This is a genomic window from Myroides sp. LJL116 (genome assembly GCF_054871685.1).
In genome coordinates, this window is sequence record NZ_JBTXLR010000018.1 from 36,982 (window position 1) to 55,780 (window position 18,799).

At 33.3% G+C, this 18,799-nt stretch carries 16 protein-coding genes and 6 tRNA genes; 15 read left to right on the top strand and 7 right to left on the bottom strand.

Translation table 11 applies throughout. From position 1 onward, the window contains the following. Positions 1 to 11 precede the first annotated feature (11 nt). From ACYSNM_RS11975 to recN, 4 genes are read left to right on the top strand one after another with little or no spacing between them, the layout of a single operon-like run. Positions 12 to 329, top strand: a complete 318-nt coding sequence (locus ACYSNM_RS11975) for a DNA-directed RNA polymerase subunit omega (RefSeq protein ID WP_461753664.1) — start codon at positions 12 to 14, stop codon at positions 327 to 329. A gap of 15 nt (positions 330 to 344) precedes the next feature. Beyond that, positions 345 to 1,553, top strand: a complete 1,209-nt coding sequence (coaBC, locus tag ACYSNM_RS11980) for a bifunctional phosphopantothenoylcysteine decarboxylase/phosphopantothenate--cysteine ligase CoaBC (protein ID WP_461757128.1) — start codon at positions 345 to 347, stop codon at positions 1,551 to 1,553. Beyond that, positions 1,546 to 2,430: a type IX secretion system protein PorD gene (gene porD, locus ACYSNM_RS11985; protein WP_461757129.1), complete on the top strand. Its 885-nt coding sequence runs from the start codon at positions 1,546 to 1,548 to the stop codon at positions 2,428 to 2,430. Before coaBC ends, porD begins: the two co-directional genes overlap by 8 nt. Positions 2,431 to 2,450: 20 nt before the next feature. After that, positions 2,451 to 4,106 (top strand): DNA repair protein RecN, encoded by a 1,656-nt coding sequence (gene recN / locus ACYSNM_RS11990; protein WP_461757130.1) that lies wholly within the window; start codon positions 2,451 to 2,453, stop codon positions 4,104 to 4,106. An 86-nt stretch (positions 4,107 to 4,192) separates the two neighbouring features. Here recN and ACYSNM_RS11995 read toward each other — a convergent pair whose 3' ends face one another. The 6 genes from ACYSNM_RS11995 to ACYSNM_RS12020 form a co-directional block, all read right to left on the bottom strand. Beyond that, positions 4,193 to 6,412: an NADP-dependent isocitrate dehydrogenase gene (locus ACYSNM_RS11995; RefSeq protein WP_461757131.1), complete on the bottom strand. Its 2,220-nt coding sequence runs from the start codon at positions 6,410 to 6,412 to the stop codon at positions 4,193 to 4,195. Between the two features lie 425 nt (positions 6,413 to 6,837). Then, a complete protein-coding gene (locus tag ACYSNM_RS12000; RefSeq protein ID WP_461757132.1) occupies positions 6,838 to 9,264 on the bottom strand; it encodes a GumC family protein in 2,427 nt (808 codons plus the stop codon). A gap of 5 nt (positions 9,265 to 9,269) precedes the next feature. Beyond that, positions 9,270 to 10,055, bottom strand: a complete 786-nt coding sequence (locus ACYSNM_RS12005) for a polysaccharide biosynthesis/export family protein (protein ID WP_461757133.1) — start codon at positions 10,053 to 10,055, stop codon at positions 9,270 to 9,272. A gap of 111 nt (positions 10,056 to 10,166) precedes the next feature. Next, complete coding sequence (lptB, locus tag ACYSNM_RS12010) at positions 10,167 to 10,907, bottom strand: LPS export ABC transporter ATP-binding protein (RefSeq protein ID WP_461753657.1); 741 nt, start codon at positions 10,905 to 10,907, stop codon at positions 10,167 to 10,169. A gap of 2 nt (positions 10,908 to 10,909) precedes the next feature. Continuing rightward, positions 10,910 to 11,722: a twin-arginine translocase subunit TatC gene (gene tatC / locus ACYSNM_RS12015; protein WP_461757140.1), complete on the bottom strand. Its 813-nt coding sequence runs from the start codon at positions 11,720 to 11,722 to the stop codon at positions 10,910 to 10,912. Between the two features lie 37 nt (positions 11,723 to 11,759). After that, positions 11,760 to 12,725, bottom strand: a complete 966-nt coding sequence (locus tag ACYSNM_RS12020) for a KpsF/GutQ family sugar-phosphate isomerase (RefSeq protein ID WP_461757134.1) — start codon at positions 12,723 to 12,725, stop codon at positions 11,760 to 11,762. Between the two features lie 90 nt (positions 12,726 to 12,815). On the opposite strand from ACYSNM_RS12020, the gene recQ reads away from it, so the two are divergent. Next, entirely contained in the window at positions 12,816 to 15,011 is a 2,196-nt protein-coding gene (gene recQ, locus ACYSNM_RS12025; protein ID WP_461757135.1) for a DNA helicase RecQ, read from the top strand. A gap of 100 nt (positions 15,012 to 15,111) precedes the next feature. Here recQ and ACYSNM_RS12030 read toward each other — a convergent pair whose 3' ends face one another. Further along, positions 15,112 to 15,351 (bottom strand): hypothetical protein, encoded by a 240-nt coding sequence (locus ACYSNM_RS12030; RefSeq protein ID WP_461757136.1) that lies wholly within the window; start codon positions 15,349 to 15,351, stop codon positions 15,112 to 15,114. A 216-nt stretch (positions 15,352 to 15,567) separates the two neighbouring features. On the opposite strand from ACYSNM_RS12030, the gene idi reads away from it, so the two are divergent. The 10 genes from idi to ACYSNM_RS12080 all read left to right on the top strand — a co-directional run bounded on the left by idi (position 15,568) and on the right by ACYSNM_RS12080 (position 18,667). Further along, complete coding sequence (gene idi, locus ACYSNM_RS12035; RefSeq protein WP_461757137.1) at positions 15,568 to 16,095, top strand: isopentenyl-diphosphate Delta-isomerase; 528 nt, start codon at positions 15,568 to 15,570, stop codon at positions 16,093 to 16,095. 2 nt (positions 16,096 to 16,097) lie between these two features. After that, a complete protein-coding gene (locus ACYSNM_RS12040) occupies positions 16,098 to 16,511 on the top strand; it encodes a 6-carboxytetrahydropterin synthase (RefSeq protein ID WP_461757138.1) in 414 nt (137 codons plus the stop codon). Positions 16,512 to 16,612: 101 nt separating this feature from the next. Beyond that, entirely contained in the window at positions 16,613 to 17,581 is a 969-nt protein-coding gene (locus tag ACYSNM_RS12045) for a type I phosphomannose isomerase catalytic subunit (RefSeq protein ID WP_461757139.1), read from the top strand. Positions 17,582 to 17,646: 65 nt separating this feature from the next. Further along, positions 17,647 to 17,910 (top strand): hypothetical protein, encoded by a 264-nt coding sequence (locus ACYSNM_RS12050; RefSeq protein WP_461753650.1) that lies wholly within the window; start codon positions 17,647 to 17,649, stop codon positions 17,908 to 17,910. Between the two features lie 81 nt (positions 17,911 to 17,991). Further along, a tRNA-Thr gene (locus tag ACYSNM_RS12055) sits at positions 17,992 to 18,068 on the top strand. Positions 18,069 to 18,111: 43 nt separating this feature from the next. Then, a tRNA-Thr gene (locus ACYSNM_RS12060) sits at positions 18,112 to 18,185 on the top strand. Positions 18,186 to 18,236: 51 nt separating this feature from the next. Further along, positions 18,237 to 18,310 (top strand) — tRNA-Thr (locus ACYSNM_RS12065). Between the two features lie 45 nt (positions 18,311 to 18,355). Continuing rightward, positions 18,356 to 18,429: transfer RNA gene (locus ACYSNM_RS12070), tRNA-Thr, on the top strand. A 49-nt stretch (positions 18,430 to 18,478) separates the two neighbouring features. After that, a tRNA-Thr gene (locus ACYSNM_RS12075) sits at positions 18,479 to 18,552 on the top strand. 41 nt (positions 18,553 to 18,593) lie between these two features. Beyond that, positions 18,594 to 18,667, top strand: a tRNA-Thr gene (locus ACYSNM_RS12080). The last annotated feature ends 132 nt before the right edge of the window (positions 18,668 to 18,799 follow it).

Genomic DNA, 18,799 nt, shown 5'->3' on the forward strand with positions numbered 1-18,799 from the left:
AAGCGATAGAGATGGATTTAAAGAAAACAAATGCTCCGGTAAATACAATTACTTACAATAAGAGCCAAATTGAAGAGCCTGCAGGAAATATTTATGAGGCTATTACAATCATAGCTAAAAGAGCAAGCCAAATCAATACGGAGATTAAAAACGAATTGATTGAGAAGTTAGAAGAGTTCGCTACTTACAACGATAGTTTAGATGAAGTTTTTGAAAATAAAGAACAAATCGAAGTATCAAAATTTTACGAAAAATTACCTAAATCACATGCATTAGCTTTAGAAGAGTGGTTAGAAGGAAGAGTAAGTTTTAAAGAAGTTGTAAAATAATTTAATACTAAGCTAATGTCACTATTAAGCGGAAAAAAAATAATACTAGGTGTAACTGGTGGAATTGCCGCTTATAAGACGGCAAACTTAGTACGTTTACTTATAAAAGCAGGTGCCGAGGTTCAAGTAATTATGACACCTGCTTCTCATCAATTTGTTACCCCTTATACCTTATCTACTTTATCTACTAAGCCTGTATATACTAATTTCTTCAATACAGCTGATAATAAGGGGACTTGGAACAATCACGTAGATTTAGCTCTTTGGGCAGATTTAATTTTAATAGCTCCTGCTACAGCCAATACATTAGCAAAAATGGCTAATGGAATCTGTGACAATCTATTAATGGCAATATATTTATCTGCTAAATGTCCTGTTTATGTTGCTCCAGCTATGGATTTGGATATGTATATCCATCCAACTACAGATAAAAACCTACAATCTTTAAGCCAATTTGGCAATAAGATCATACCAGCGGAGTTTGGACCTTTAGCTAGTGGGCTAATTGGGCAAGGACGTATGGCAGAGGTTGAAAATATTCTTGATTTTTTAAACAAAGATTTAGCCAACAATCTTACTTTAGCTAATATTACTGCACTAGTTACTGCAGGGCCTACCTATGAAGCTATTGATCCAGTACGTTTTATTGGAAACCATTCTTCTGGAAAAATGGGCTTTGATATTGCTTATGAATTAGCACAAAAAGGTGCTAAGGTTATTTTGGTTAGTGGTCCTACTAACCAGAAAATTGATCACCCTAATATTACTGTGATACCTGTGGTTAGTGCTCAGCAAATGTATGATGCTTGCCATAGCTACTTCAATGATGTACAAGTAATGGTTGCAGCCGCAGCAGTGGCGGATTATCGCCCTATTACTGTGATGGATCAAAAGATGAAGAAGAACAGTGATACCTTTACTATTGAATTAGAAAAGAATCCAGATATTTTAGCTAGTTTAGGAGAAATCAAAAAACAACAATTCTTAATTGGTTTTGCTTTAGAAACACAAAACGAAATTGAGTATGCTAAAGGCAAACTAATGCGAAAGAATTTAGATTTAATTGTATTAAATTCTTTAAATGATAAAGGGGCTGGTTTTGGAAAACCAACAAATAAAGTTACCTTTATTGATAAAGATTTTAATATTGAACCTATGGAATTAAAATCTAAAGAAGAAGTTGCAAAGGACATCGTTGAAAAAATCGCTAAACATTATGAATAAACTTTTTTGGCTAATTATTATACTATTAAATTCCTTGTGCTCCTACGGGCAAGAACTTAATGCTACAGTAAATATTAATTATAGCCAATTAGGTAATAGTAATGCTTCTTATTTTACTACTTTAGAAAAGTCTTTACGAGAACTCATCAATAATACCTCATGGGGAAGTAGGAGATATAGCGCATTAGAGAAAATCGATTGCGTTTTTATTTTAAATGTTAGTAGTTTAAATAACAATATAGTAAGTGGTACATTACAAGTACAAAGTACTAGACCAGTTTTTAATACTACTTATTCTACTCCTGTTTTAAATTTTAATGATAAAGACATTACTTTTAGTTATATAGAGTTTGAGAATTTAGTGTTTAACCCGAATTCTTCCGATTCTAACCTAACTAATTTGATAGGGTTTTATGCTAATCTTATCATTGGATTAGATGCAGATACTTTCAAGTCTAATCAAGGAAATGCTTATTTGCAAAGTGCTGCTAGTATTGTGAATTCAGCTCAACAGTCTAATTATAAAGGCTGGAAGCAAGCTGATGGTAATGCTAATCGTTATTATTTAATTAACGACTTAGTTTCTAATTCCTATAGCGAATTTATTGAAGCTCTTTATGTATATCATCGCAAAGGACTAGATGTGATGTCACAGGATAATACCCTTGGTAGGGATGGGATATATCAAAGTCTTGTAGAACTCAATAAGTTGCATTCCACTAAAGGAAATTCTTTTTTGATGCGTGTATTCTTTGATGCCAAAACTACAGAATTACAAAATTTATATACAGGGATTAGTGATCCAAATAAAAAAAAGGTAGTAGATTTACTTAAAAAATTATCTCCTTTGAATACTAGTAAATGGAATAGTTTATAGTCAAACTAAGTTATTTTTATATGTTAACATTACTGACAATTAAAAATTTTGCGTTAATTGATGCATTAGAAATTGAGTTTTCTAATGGTTTTTCAATTATCACTGGTGAAACTGGGGCAGGTAAAAGTATTCTTTTAGGTGCTTTAGGATTACTACAAGGTAAAAGAGCTGATTTAGGTTCTTTAAAAGATAAGCAAGAAAAATGTATCATTGAGGGACATTTTTGTGTCAAGGGATATCGTTTGGAGAACTTATTTGAAATGTTAGAATTGGATTACGAGGAGTTAACTATTATTCGTCGCGAAATTTTGCCTTCTGGTAAATCACGTGCTTTTGTGAATGATAGTCCTGTAAATTTAAATGATTTACAAGAACTTAGTCGTGTTTTAATTGATATTCACTCCCAAGCCCAGACAGGAGAACTACAGGAACAAGCTTATCAAATTCATATCTTAGATGCAGTAGCTAATAATGAAAGTGTTTTGCTAGAGTATCAAGATCAATTAAAAAAATATAAAAAACTTAATAAAACCTTATCTTCACTTGAACAGCAAAGAGAAGATCTTCTAAAAGAGCAGGATTATAATTCTTTTTTACTACAAGAATTAGAACAAGCTGAACTTAGTCATTTAGATCAGGAAGCACTAGAAGAACAATTACAAAGTCTTACTAATGTAGAACTAGTTTTAGAAAACTTAGGACATAGTATTCGCATTGTAGAGCAGGAACAATTAGGTATTTTACCTAATCTAAAGGATTTAAAATCTGCTATGGGTAAAATCCGCGGTGTTTCTAAAGCTTACCAAGATATTTGGGATAGGATAGATAGTGTTGAAATCGAGCTTTCGGATATATGCAATGAATTAGAGCAAGCCTCTTTTGGAGTGGCACAAGATCCAGAGCAATTAGACCTTATCAATAGTAAATTACAGCTATTATATACCCTTCAGAAGAAGCATCAGGTTAATACAGTTGAAGAGTTAATACACATAGAAAAAGAATTGAGTTCAAAGGCATTTTTAGCTAGTGATCTAGAAGCTGATATAGAACAAACAAAGATAAAAGTAGGTCAATTGGAGGCTTCTTTAGAAGAGTTATCTAATGAGTTAACTACTAAAAGAAAACAAGCTGTACCTGTTTTAGAAGAGCAGATTTTAGAGATTCTTACTTTAGTAGGTATGCCTAATTCTAGTTTTCGATTCGAATTTCATGCTTCTGACCAATTTTTATTTAACGGAAAAGACCACATACAACTTTTATTCTCTGCTAATAAAGGAATGGACTATGGTTTATTAAAGAAAGTTGCCTCAGGAGGGGAGATGTCAAGAATTATGTTAGCTATTAAAGCTACTTTAGCTAGGTATTCTAGTTTACCTACTATTATTTTTGATGAAATTGATACGGGAGTATCTGGTGAGATAGCCGATAAAATGGGACATATTATGTTTTCGATGAGTAAGCATATGCAGGTTTTTTCTATCACCCATTTACCTCAAATTGCAGCTAAAGGTAATCAGCATTATAAGGTTTTTAAAACCTCTGATTCTACCACTACCACTTCTTCTATTATCGCTTTAGGCCCAAAGGAGCGTATTACAGAAATAGCAACTATGTTATCCGGTAAGGATATCACAAGTAGTGCTTTAGAGCATGCTAGAGAGTTATTACAGTTATAAGTATATTATATCATATCATATTATAATAAAAAACCCATCTATAAATTATAGATGGGTTTTTTTTATGATAGTTTAAATAGCTAGAATTAGATAGAATCAATAATGCTATTTAAAGTTTTACTTGGTCGCATAGCTTTAGAAGTAGCCTCTACATTAGATTGGTAATAACCACCAATTTCTTGTGCTTTACCTTGAGCTTGGATTAACTCTTGGTTAATAGTTTGCTCTTGCTCTTGCATTTGTTTTGCAATTGCTGTAAAGATTGCTTTTAGCTCTTGGTCTTTATCTTGAGCAGCTAATGCTTGTGCCCAATATAAAGCTAAATAGAAATGAGAACCTCTATTGTCTATAGATCCTACTCTACGTGCAGGTGATTTGTCATTATCTAAGAACATTGCAGTTGCTTGATCTAAAGTTTCTGCTAAGATAAGAGCTTTAGGATTGTTTTGTGTATGGCTTAAGTGCTCAAAAGAAGCTCCTAATGCCAAGAACTCACCTAGTGAATCCCAACGTAAGTATCCTTCTTCGATAAACTGCTCAATATGCTTAGGAGCAGAACCTCCAGCACCTGTTTCAAATAATCCTCCTCCATTCATTAAAGGTACGATAGATAACATTTTAGCTGATGTTCCTAATTCTAAAATTGGGAATAAATCCGTTAAGTAGTCTCTTAAAACGTTACCTGTAACAGAAATAGTATCTAATCCTTTACGGATTCTTTCTAAAGTTACTTTAGTAGCTTCAACAGGTGATAAGATTTGAATGTCTAATCCAGTTGTATCGTGATCTTTTAAGTATTGGTTAACTTTAAGAATTAACTGTTGGTCGTGAGCTCTATTTTTATCTAACCAGAAAATAGCTGGTGTATTAGATAAACGTGCACGGTTTACAGCAAGTTTAACCCAGTCTTGGATAGGTGCATCTTTAGCTTGACACATTCTAAAGATATCTCCTTTTTCTACCTCTTGAGAGAAAATAGTATCTCCTTTTTCATCCTTCACTACGATAGAACCATTGTCTGGAGCTTGGAATGTTTTATCATGAGAACCGTACTCTTGTGCCTTTTGCGCCATTAAACCAACGTTTGGAACAGATCCCATTGTTGTTGGGTCATACGCACCGTTTAACTTACAGTCTTCAATAACTGTTTGATAAACTCCTGCATAACTACGGTCTGGGATAATAGCTAAAGTATCTTGTAATTTACCTTCTTTATTCCACATTTGACCAGAAGTTCTAATCATTGCAGGCATAGATGCATCTACGATAACATCAGAAGGAACATGTAAGTTTGTAATTCCTTTGTCTGAGTTAACCATAGCGATATCAGGACCATTTTGAATTGTTTGTTCAATTAATGCTTTGATTTCAGCCTCTAAAGCATGTCCAGCGATTTTAGCATATAAGTCACCTAAACCATTGTTAGGGTTGATTCCTAACTCTGCAAATAATTCTGCATATTTTTGGTAAACTTCTTGGAAGTATACCTCTACAACAGCACCGAAGATAACAGGGTCAGAAACCTTCATCATAGTTGCTTTAAGGTGTGTAGAGAATAAGATTCCCTGGTCTTTTGCTTCTTGCTTACATTTTGCAACAAAAGCTTTTAATTTTTTTAGATTGATTACCGAGCAATCGATAATTTCTGCTTTTTGTAAATCTGCAAAGTCTTTTAAGATAGAAGTACTATGGTCTTTTGAAAGAAATTCAATTTTGTATTTACCAGCATTTTCAACTGTTACTGCTTTTTCTGTTGCATAGAAATCTCCATCTTGCATAGAAGCAACTCTAGTTTTAGAGTCTTTTGACCAAGCCCCCATAGAGTGTGGATGTTTTTTAGCATAGTTCTTAACTGCTTTAGGAGCTCTACGGTCAGAGTTTCCTTCACGAAGAACAGGATTTACTGCAGAACCTAAAACTTTTGCATAAGCGGCTTTGATTTGCTTTTCTTGCTCTGTCTTTGGTTCACTTGGATAATTAGGAACAGCATATCCATGAGCTTGTAATTCTTTAATTGCAGCGTTTAACTGAGGTAAAGAAGCTGAAATGTTTGGTAACTTAATAATATTAGCTTCTGGCGTTTTTGCTAAATCACCTAATTCTTGTAATGCATCAGAGATCTTTTGATCTTCTTTTAAGAATTCAGGAAAGTTAGCTAGAATACGTCCTGCTAATGATATATCACGAGTTTCTACATCTATGCCAGCTGTTTTTGCAAATCCTTGTACGATTGGTAAAAAAGAATAAGTAGCTAACATCGGTGCTTCGTCCGTTAGTGTGTAAATAATTTTAGATTTTTGGCTCATCTTATATATATTAAAATAGTAACTAAATTAGTCAAATACCATTAAGCGGTATAAAGCAAATATACTAAATTGTTAGAAGAAATGTAGTAATACTGCCTGTTCTAGCCTTAGAATTATTGATTTAGTATTACAGTGTTGTAATATTTTTAAATTGTTATTTTTATAATTAATATTTTGTTGATTTACTTATAAAGAGTAAATATTATATGATTAATTATATTGACTTAGGCTTTTATAAGTATTATTTCTTTGATTTTCTACAATAGATAAGCACTATTTGTATTTATAGATGGAAAAAAGCTTGTCTATTTTATTTGGGTTTAACACTTTTATTTTTCGTTTAGGCTTTCCTTGAATAGGAGAGGGATAAAAAAAAGGTCTTTCTATATAGTATAGAAAGACCTTTTTTAAATCTTGGGATTTATTTATTTTTTGAATAGAAAAGGAAATAAGCTTTTCCACCATGGTTTTTTAGCATTTTCGATATCGTGTTCTACACCATATCCATACCCATAACCGTATCCGTATCCACCAAATCTACTTCCTGTAATAGTATCATTTAATAAGATAGACATATTTGGTAATTTGTTTTCTCTATATAAATCATTTGGTAAACGTAGCATTCGTTTATCTAGGTAATTTGCGCGACAAACATATACGAATGTGTCTGCATATTTAGCAACTAATAAAGTATCAGTTACAAGACTAACTGGAGCAGTATCTACAATGATATAGTCGTAATCTTTCTTCAAAGTTTCGAACATCTCTCCAATAGCATCTCCCATTAGTAATTCAGCCGGGTTAGGAGGAATTGTTCCTGCAGGAAGTGCATAAAGATTTTCGTAACCATCGATTTTTACTACATATTTATGGATATTGTCTTCTTTATGTAATAAGTAATCAGATACTCCTTTTTGTGGTAATAAGATGTAATCATCTAAACGAGGATTTCTTAAATCTAAACCAATTAGAAGCGTTTTCTTTCCTGATAAAGCAATAGTTGCAGCTGTATTAACAGAGGTAAACGTTTTTCCTTCCTTAGGGAAAGTAGAGGTTAAAAAGATCATTTTAGCCTGTCCTTTAGGAACTCTATTTAGCATGAATTCTAAGTTGGTTCTAATGATACGAAGCGCCTCTGCAGTACTAGTTCTACTTGTTATATCTACAATCTTACTATTGTCATCCGAGTGTGGAATGTCTCCAATAAATGGAACGTTTGAGTTGTGCTCAATATCCAATCTGGTTTTAATTTTAGTATCCAGTAAGTTTTGAAGATAGATAATAGCAAAAGGAATAAGGGAACCTAAAATTAACGCAGCCAATAATACAATTGCACTCTTTGGTGAAACTGGTTTATCTGAACTTCTTGCACTATCAATTACCTTAGCGTTAAGGTCTGTTGCAGCAAGTGCAATAGCAGTTTCTTCCCTTTTTTGGAATAAATAAAGGTAAATAGCTTCCTTAACTTTTTGCTGTCTATCAATAATACGGAATTCACGTTCTTGTCTAGGAACTTGTGCAAGTTTAGAACGTAAGTCTCTTTCTTTATTGTTTAATTCTCTTTGTGTTATTTTTAAACTACCCTCTAAGTTTCTTAAGCTCTCCATCACAGAAGCTTTCATAGAGGCGATTTGGCTATCCAATTTTATAACAGCAGGGTTTCTATTGGTTGAACTACCACTAATTCTATTGCGATCTAAAATCAACTGATTATATTGATTGATCAAACTATTAGAATTTGCATCCGATTGAATAATGTTTCCAGGGATTAGTTCATTTGGTTGACTCTTTAATAAGAAGTCAATCATAGAAGAAACTACCTTTAATTCTGTTTCGTTGGCAATAATTTGTTTTTCATAAGAATTTGCATTCTCTAGAATTAAGCCAAGTTCTGTTGGAATATCTGTTATAGCATTAACAGCTTTATAGCCTTCTACAGATTTTTCAACATCTCCTAATTCCTCTGTAATTAACTTTAAACGAGTTTCAATAAATTCAGAAGTTTTCTCTGATACAAATCTTTTGTCTGCAATAGCAGCATCATTGTATAGATTTACTAAGTTGTTTAAGAAATCAATTGCTTTTGTTGGAGTAGCATCCACCATCGATAAATCTAAGACAGTAGAGAATTTATCCGTAGGAGTAATTTGTACATTTCTAATATAAGCATCAACTATTTGTTGAATAGGAGTGATTTGTACTAGTAATTCTGTTACAACTTCGCTTTCTTCTAATTCTTCTATTTGTTTTAAAGTATCTAGTGTTGGGATACGTGCTGGCTCATTTTTAGTAACAATAAGCTGGCCTAAAATAGTTTGGAAAGGAGTGTCGTATGGATAAGTTCCAATAAGCTCTTTTTTATCATCATATAGATCAAAAGAGTCTTGTTGTAAGTTTTTAACGTAAAACTCATATTTGATTTTATCAAAGTCAAATACTCTATCTACAAAGTTGAAGCTAATTGGGCTGTCTTCATACATTTGACTAGCAATAAACTTGCTTTCATTAATGTAGGAAATATTTAATTGTAAGCGTCTTACTACTCTTTCAGTAAGGTTTCTTGATTTAAGGACTTGGGTTTCGTTTTCTACATTACTTTTACCACCAGAAAGCATCCCAAGATCTGCGAAAGCAGCCATTTCAGAAGCAATTCCACCACCTCTTTTCTCATCTTTTACGATAATAGTGGTGTTGATTTTATAGGTTTTTTGTGTAAAACGAAGGTAAACGAAGGCCAATGCTAAAGCAATAATAATGCTTAGTACAAACCAACGCCAATGTATTATGTATTTTTCAATTTCTTCACGAATATTAATATTCGTATCATCATTGTTATCAAACTTATTTTCCATGATAATTATTTAACGGATAATGCAATTATAGTTACAAGTAAAGACAAGGCCGAAATACCTACTGTTAAGTTTGGTCCAACTACAGAAGAGTTTATTCTTGTTTTATTAGGCTCTACGTATACAATATCATTTTGGTTTAAATAATAATAAGGAGAGGTAATAAAGTCTGACTTAGTCATATCTACACGAATGGGAATCTTATGTCCATCGATCTCACGAATAATTAATACATTATCTCTTTTACCATAGATAGTCATATCACCAGATAAAGAAATAGCTTCCATTAAAGTTAATCTTTCGCTTGTTATAGTATGTACCCCTGGTTTATTAACTTCTCCTTGAACTGTTACTTTGAAGTTCACAATTCTTAAATTAATAATAGGGTGGTTGATATATTGGCTGATTTCCTCATTTAAGTATTCAATTGCTTGACTACGGGTTAAACCACCTAATTTAATACTACCTAAAACTGGAAACTCTATGTTTCCTTGATTGTCGATAAGGTAAAGTTGCTGCTTCATTTGCCCAGCACCTTCCGGTTGAGTTGGACTAGCAGTCATAGTATTCATTAAATTAAAAGGAATAGCAGATTCAGGATCTTGAGCTGAAACAACAATCATTAATAGATCATCAGGTTGTAATCTAGTTTGAAAGTTTGTGTTTGAAGCATTTTCTAATAATACTGTATCAATATCTTGGTAGTAAACAAACGCTTCCTTTTGTGCACATGAACTAAGCAGTACAATGCAAAAAAGCGCAGTTAAAAGTTTAAAAAAGGATTTATTTTTCATTAGTTTTTGTGCAAATATAAAATTTTAAGATTGTCAAAAAAAAGAAATGTGAAAATTTTGGTCACATAGCCAATTTTGTGTGTGTGGGATATTTAAATAGAAGTAAAAGTATTAAAAAGTAATTTTCTTTTTTCTTAGCTCAAAGTTTTGACCCAGGTAAACTCTTCTTACCATTTCATCTTCTACTAATTCTTCTGGTTTACCAGCCTTTAAAATCCCTCCTTCAAACATTAAATAGGTCTTGTCAGTAATGGCTAATGTTTCTTGAACATTGTGGTCAGTAATCAAAATACCTATGTTTTTGTTTCTTAACTGAGCCACTATTCGTTGAATATCTTCCACAGCAACAGGGTCTACTCCCGCAAATGGTTCATCTAAAAGAATAAATTTCGGATCGGTTGCTAATGCTCTAGCGATTTCAGTTCTTCTTCTTTCCCCACCGCTTAATAAGTCTCCACGGTTTGTTCGGATATGTTCTAGGCTAAATTCTTCAATCAGAGATTCCATTTTTAGAATTTGTTCTGCCTTAGATAGCTTTGTTAATTGAAGAACACTTAAAATATTATCCTCAATACTTAATTTTCTAAAAACCGAGGCTTCTTGTGCTAAATACCCAATACCATGTTGGGCTCTTTTATACATAGGGAAGTCAGTAATATTGGTGTCATCCAAATATATGTTTCCACTATTAGGCTTTACTAAACCTACAATCATGTAAAAAGAAGTGGTTTTTCCTGCTCCATTAGGTCCTAATAAACCAACGATTTCTCCTTGGTTTACTTCAACAGACACCCCTTTAACAACCTTTCTCTTCTTATATATCTTGACAATATTGTCGGCTCTTAATTTCATGGTTAATTTTGTTTGGTTAATCCTTTTTGATTAGTACCACTATCTTTCTTTTGCACGAATTTAGAAATATAAATACTAAGTTCATATAAAATAAGCAAAGGAATTGAAACTATTATTTGGCTCACTACATCTGGTGGGGTTATAATAGCTGCAATAATTAAAATTAAAACAATTGCATACTTGCGGTATTCTCTTAAGAACTCGGGAGTTACTAAGCCCATTACCGATAAGAAATAGATTATAATTGGCAATTCAAAAACCAGACCACATGCAATAGAAGTTGTTTTAACTAAACTAATATAGGAGTTGATGTCAATTTGATTTTTTACAATATCACTGATTTGGATATTGGCTAAAAAGTTTATGGATAATGGCGTAATTAAAAAGTAGCCAAATAAAACTCCTATAAAAAACAATAAGGAAGAACTTGCAATAAATAAACGTGCGTACTTTTTCTCATTAGTATATAATGCGGGGCTTATAAATTTCCAAATCTCCATTAAGATGAAAGGAACAGCTAGAATAAATCCGGCTGTAATACAGGTCCATATAATAACGGAAAATTGACCGTCCATGGTTCTGTTTTGAATTTCAAACGGAAGTTCATTTCCACAAAAGCCTTCTCCAAAATTAAAATGCTGCGAAGCCTTACAGAAAAGTCTGTAGGTGATAAAGTCAGAATTTTTTGGGGCGAAAATGATGTTGTTAAAAATAAAGTCACTAAAGAAAAAGGCAACTACTCCTCCTCCTAAAATGAACATTGCAGATCGGACTAACAACCATCTTAACTCTTCTAGATGGTCTAAGAAAGACATGCTTTGTTTGTTTTTTTGTTTTTTGTTTATCATAGTTTTATACAATTCCTTCTTTTAAAATGTCGTGAAGATGAATAATACCAACATATTTACCTTCTTGTGTCACTAATAATTGGGTAATAGCATTGTCTTCTAAAATAGATAGAGCTTTAGAAACATGTTCTTTTGACTCTATTGTTTTAGGCTGTACGCTCATTATATCTTTAGCTGTCATTCCTTGGAAATTGTCGTGTTTTTCTAACATTCTTCTCAAGTCTCCATCGGTTATAATACCAACTAATTTGTCGTTATCTACCACAGCAGTTACACCTAAGCGTTTTTGAGATATTTCCACAATTACTTGTTTTATATCAGCATCCTTATCCACTAATGGCTTATTGGTGTCCTTTAATATATTGGCAACTTTCAACAATAATTTTTTACCCAATGCTCCACCTGGATGGTATTTTGCAAAATCAGACGGCCCGAAGTTACGCATTTCTATTAAACAAGCAGCTAAAGCATCTCCTAATACTAATTGTGCTGTTGTACTATTCATAGGTGCTAAATTATTTGGATCTGCCTCTTGGTCTACTTTAGACAGTAATACATAGTGTGCTCCTTTACCTAGAAAAGAGTTTTCATTAGCAGTGATAGCAATAAGGGTATTTCCTTGACGCGTTAATAAAGGGGTAAGCACTTTTATCTCTGGACTATTACCACTATTAGAGATACAAATAACACAATCTTGTGGTTGAATTATACCTAAATCTCCATGCATAGCCTCTGCTGCATGCATATAAATAGAGGGTGTTCCTGTGGAATTAAATGTGGCTACAATTTTCGCGCCAATTAATGCACTTTTTCCAATTCCTGTTACAATTACCCTTCCTTGGCAATTTAAAATCGTTTTTACAGCTAAAGAGAAGTCCTCTGTTAGGTAATTCGTAAGTTTTTTAACACTTTGGCTTTCAGATAAAATAGTCTGTTTTGCTGTGTTTAATATAGTTTTTGTAGTATCCAAAATTAGTGAATGTTAAATATTAGGATTGAACTAAAGAAATTTTGTACCTTTATGGTACTGCAAATTTATGTAAAATACCATACAAAAATAATGAAATCAACTGAAATTGACTTGTACAAGGAGTTAAAGAGATATTTTGGCTTTTCACAGTTCAAAGGTCTTCAAGAAGATGTGGTTAAAAGTATTATCTCAGGACACAATACTTTTGTAATCATGCCAACCGGAGGAGGGAAATCTTTATGCTATCAATTACCGGCTTTAGTTTTGGAAGGTACTGCTATTGTTGTATCACCTCTTATTGCTTTGATGAAAAATCAAGTAGATGCTATTCGTAGTCTTTCAAGTGAATATGGTGTAGCCCATGTTTTAAATTCATCTTTAACTAAATCTGAAGTAAATCAGGTCAAGGAAGATATTAAAAGTGGTGTTACTAAGCTACTATATGTAGCTCCAGAATCTTTGACTAAAGAAGAATATGTTAGCTTTCTTCAAGGGGAAAAGCTTTCCTTTGTTGCTATTGATGAAGCGCATTGTATTTCTGAATGGGGACACGATTTTAGACCAGAATACCGTAATCTGCGAAATATTATTCGACAATTAGGGGATATACCTATTATTGGTTTGACAGCCACAGCAACGCCAAAGGTGCAAGAGGATATTTTAAAAAACCTTGAAATACCAGATGCAAATGTTTTTAAGGCTTCTTTTAATAGACCTAATTTATACTACGAAATAAGACCTAAAACCAAACAAGTAGAAAGTGATATCATTCGCTTTATCAAGCAACGCCAAGGTAAAAGTGGTGTGATTTATTGTTTGAGTCGTAAAAAAGTAGAAGAGATTGCTAACGTATTGCAAGTTAATGGAATTAGTGCTGTGCCTTACCACGCTGGACTAGATGCTAAAACTAGAGCCAAGCACCAAGATATGTTCTTAATGGAGGAGGTAGATGTAGTTGTTGCAACCATTGCTTTTGGTATGGGAATTGACAAGCCAGATGTGCGCTATGTTATTCACCACGATATACCTAAGTCTTTAGAAAGTTATTACCAAGAAACAGGTAGAGCAGGTAGAGATGGAGGAGAGGGACACTGTTTAGCTTATTATGCCTATAAGGATATTGAAAAGCTAGAAAAGTTTATGTCTGGAAAACCTATTGCAGAACAAGAGATTGGTTTTGCTTTATTGCAAGAAGTAGTTGGTTATGCGGAAACATCGATTTCAAGACGTAAGTTTTTACTTCATTATTTTGGAGAGTATTTCGACGAGATAAATGGAGAAGGGGCCAATATGGATGATAATGTGAGAAATCCTAAGACTAAGGTAGAGGCCAAAGACAATGCGGTAAAAGTACTCCAAGTTATCCAACAAACTAAGCAGGTGTATAAAACCAAACAAATTGTTTTTACTCTAGTAGGGAAAGTGAACGCTTTAATTAAAGCGAACAAAACCGACACACAGGATTATTTCTCTATAGGAAAGGATAAAGACGAAAAGTACTGGATGGCTTTAATCCGACAAATGCTAGTAGCTGGTCTACTAAATAAAGATATTGAGACTTATGGAATTTTAAAACTAACACCTAAGGGGGTAGATTTTATGAAAAATCCAGAATCTTTTATGATGACAGAAGACCATGTGTACTCTGATTCAGATAAAGATTTAGATGCTAACATGAATAAAAGTGTTGCTGCTGTAGATCAGGTGTTGATTCAACTCTTAAAGGATTTACGTAAAAAAGTAGCCAAAAAGCATGGGGTACCACCATTTGTAGTGTTTCAAGATCCTTCCTTAGAAGAAATGGGATTAAAATACCCAATTACTTTGGAGGAGATGGCCAATATTATTGGAGTAAGTGAAGGGAAAGCAAAAAAATATGGTCGTGAATTTGTAAGTCTTATAAAGACCTATGTAGAGGAGAACGATATTATACGTCCTGACGATTTAGTGGTTAAATCCACTGGAGCTAATTCAGCTTTAAAATTATATATTATTCAAAATGTCGACCGTAAATTAGCTCTTACCGATATCGCTAGTGCTAAAGGTTTAGATATGGATGCTTTATTAAAGGAGATGGAGCAGATAGTATATTCTGGAACAAAGTTAAATCTTAGCTATTGGTTAGATGAAATCTTGGATGAGGATAACCAAGAAGAGATATACGATTACTTTATGGAATCTGAAACAGATAGTATTAAAGTAGCATTAGAGGAGTTTGATGGAAGTTATGATACAGAAGAATTGCGATTAATGCGACTTCAGTTTATCAGTAAAGAAGCAAATTAAGCTATAAAACAACAAGTCCCAAAATACAAAGTATTTTGGGACTTGTTGTTTTTAATTCATTGGTAAAACCACTTTCTAGCTTGTAAAAACCTTATGGAAATTAAGGTTGGTATAATTCTCCTCTATGTGGTTTTAAAACATCTCTTATTTGTTTCATTTGAAGATCATTTACAACCATAAAAGCTATATGGTGGGTTGCAGATAACTCTTGAGTGTCAATGATGTCAATTGCGAACTTTTCCAGTTCTACATACTCCTTTAAGTGGATTACATGGTGCTCTGCCGTTTTCTGGCCAAAAGGGCCTTGAAAATCCCAAATTAATTTAATTTTTCTTTCCATTTTATATGTCAATTTCAGCTTTACAAAACTACAAAAAAATAAGGTGAGATCGATCCTTGCCCATTATTATGGGTAAAATCACTTTCAGTAGGATGTTAGAAAGGTTTTTAAAAGGAGTAATGACTTAAATTATTGGATTTTACTTGTAAGAGAGTCAAAGTAATTAGCCTAAGGATATCTTTTTTTGTACTTTTGGATTTCTTATAAATTGAAGATATGAAACAAGAATTGGTAGTTTTAGTAAATGAACAAAATGAGCAAATTGGGTTAATGGAAAAAATTGAAGCCCATGAAAAAGCTTTGCTACATCGTGCATTTTCTGTTTTTATATTAAATAGTAAAAATGAAATTATGTTGCAGCAAAGAGCTGCTCATAAATATCATTCTCCTTTATTATGGGCAAATACTTGTTGTTCTCACCAAAGAGAAACAGAAACTAATATTCAAGCTGGTAAAAGAAGACTTCAAGAGGAAATGGGGTTTGAAGTAGAATTAAAAGATCTTTTTAGTTTTATTTATAAGGCTCCTTTTGATAATGGATTGACAGAACATGAATTAGATCATGTTATGGTAGGTTATTTTGATAACGAACCTGTTATTAATCCGGATGAAGTTGCGCAGTGGAAATGGATGTCTATAGAGGATATTAAGCAAGATATGGTGGATAATCCACAAATTTACACCGAATGGTTTAAAATTATCTTCTTTGAATTTTACGACTTCATCGAAGCACAAAAGAAATAATCATGAAATTAACTGTAAGTAGGAAAGCACATTTTAATGCTGCACATCGCCTTTTTAGGAAAGAGTGGAGTGATCAAAAAAACCAAGCTGTTTTTGGTAAATGCAATAACCCTAATTATCATGGACACAATTATGAATTGATTGTACATGTTAGTGGTCAAGTAGATCCTATGACAGGATTTGTTATGGATTTAAAGGTCTTAAGTGATCTTATTGAATTGCATATTGAAGATGCTTTTGATCATAAGAATTTAAACCTGGATGTTCCAGAATTTGCAGATTTGATCCCTACAGCTGAAAATATTGCTGTTGTGATATGGCAAAAGTTGCGAAATTTTATTCCAAAGGACAATGATTTAGAGGTAGTTTTATACGAAACACCTAGAAATTTCGTGTCTTTCAAAGGAGAATTTTAAAATATTATTTTCCTAAGGTAAATTTTGTAAATTTGTAGCTTATTTTTTTAAGGCAAAGTGCGTGAACTTTGGCTTACATATTTATACAGGAGATTTAGCATATGAGTTTTATTCAGTATCCTATAGTGTTTAACCCTATACTCAAAGAAAGAATTTGGGGTGGGGAAAAACTCGGTACAGTATTAGGGAAAGAGTTGTTTTCACAACAAGTTGGCGAAAGCTGGGAAATATCTGGTGTTACTGGTGAAGTTAGTATTGTTGCTAATGGGGCTTATAAAGGATGGAGCCTTGATAAATTAATAACCACTTTTCCCAAAGATGTTTTGGGAGAATATATATATAACAGATTTGGGACAAAGTTTCCACTTTTGTTTAAGTTTTTGGATGCCAAAGAGGATCTCTCTATTCAATTACATCCAAACGATGAATTGGCAATGAAGAGGCACCAGTCATTCGGTAAAACTGAAATGTGGTATGTAATGCAAGCCGATAAGGATGCTCGTGTAGTAGTAGACTTTAAAGCGGGAGTTACTCCTTCAGATTATATTGATCATTTGCAAAAGAAGACTCTACCAAGTATTTTAAATGAAATACCAGTAAAAAAAGGCGATGTTTTCTTTATAGAAACGGGTACCGTACATGCAATTGGTAAGGGGGTTTTATTGGCCGAAATTCAGCAAACCTCAGATATTACCTATCGCGTTTATGATTGGGATCGTAAAGATAAAGAAGGAAACTCTCGAGAATTACATGTAGATAATGCACTTGATGCTATCAACTATGGCCCTAAGAAGGTAGAGATATCTTATAGTGAAAAGCAAGATTTAGCCAATTCAGTGGTGAATTGCCCTTATTTTACGGTTAACTTTATTCCACTAAAGAAACAATACATAAAAGACAAAAACCAAGATCGATTCTATCTTTATATTTGTACGCAAGGACAAGGTAGCTTTGATTTGGACGGAGAGATATTTAGCTTTCAACAAGGAGATAGTATGTTAATACCTGCTTGTTGTAGCCGAGTTATTATTAAAGGTGAAGCTACTTTATTAGAGATTTTTGTTCCATAAAAGACGAAAATCTAAATATTAAAGTTGTAGATTTGTACAGATTATTAATTTAAAAATAAGGAATTATGGCAAGTGTAAAAAACTTAAAAAAAGATATCCATTATGTATTAGGTGATATTTTAGAAGCTATCTATATCCACGAAATGGCGACAACTGGAGCAACTTCAGAAACAATGGCTATTGAAGAAGAAGCATTAACTGCGTTTGATGAATTGATCTCTTTAGTAAATGCAAAAGGGGTTGAAAATAAAAAAGCACATTTTAAAGGAGTTTATTCTCAATTGGAAAATGTTGCAGGTCAATTAGTTGATAAAATTAACGCTCTTTAGTTAGAAAAAAGATAAAAAAAACACGCTAAAGGGCTTGGAAAAGTCTAAAAGCGTGCTATCTTTGCACTCGCAAAATGAGTCGCCGGTGTAGCTCAGTTGGCTAGAGCAGCTGATTTGTAATCAGCAGGTCGTGGGTTCGAGTCCCTCCATCGGCTCCAATTTTGAAAATTAGATATTGCCTTACGGTTATTATTACATAATGCCGGTGTAGCTCAGTTGGCTAGAGCAGCTGATTTGTAATCAGCAGGTCGTGGGTTCGAGTCCCTCCATCGGCTCTAATTTTCAAAATAGGAATTCAATTACTCTTTTTGCGTTTATAAAAAAACGCCGGTGTAGCTCAGTTGGCTAGAGCAGCTGATTTGTAATCAGCAGGTCGTGGGTTCGAGTCCCTCCATCGGCTCAATTTTAAAAATTAGATATTGCCTTACGGTTATTATTACATAATGCCGGTGTAGCTCAGTTGGCTAGAGCAGCTGATTTGTAATCAGCAGGTCGTGGGTTCGAGTCCCTCCATCGGCTCTAATTTTTAAAATAAAGTAATTAATAGCCTTTTGCATTATTACATAATGCCGGTGTAGCTCAGTTGGCTAGAGCAGCTGATTTGTAATCAGCAGGTCGTGGGTTCGAGTCCCTCCATCGGCTCAATTTGAAAATTAAATATTGCCTTACAACTCAGGCTAGACGCCGGTGTAGCTCAGTTGGCTAGAGCAGCTGATTTGTAATCAGCAGGTCGTGGGTTCGAGTCCCTCCATCGGCTCTTTAAAAGGGGCTGTCTCTAAAGAAAAAGAGACAGCCCTATTTTTTTGCATTTTACTTCTGTGTGATTTTCGGTATTTTTCTAAATATGCGAAGCTCAGACATTGGAAAAATATATTTTCAGTTTTTTTGT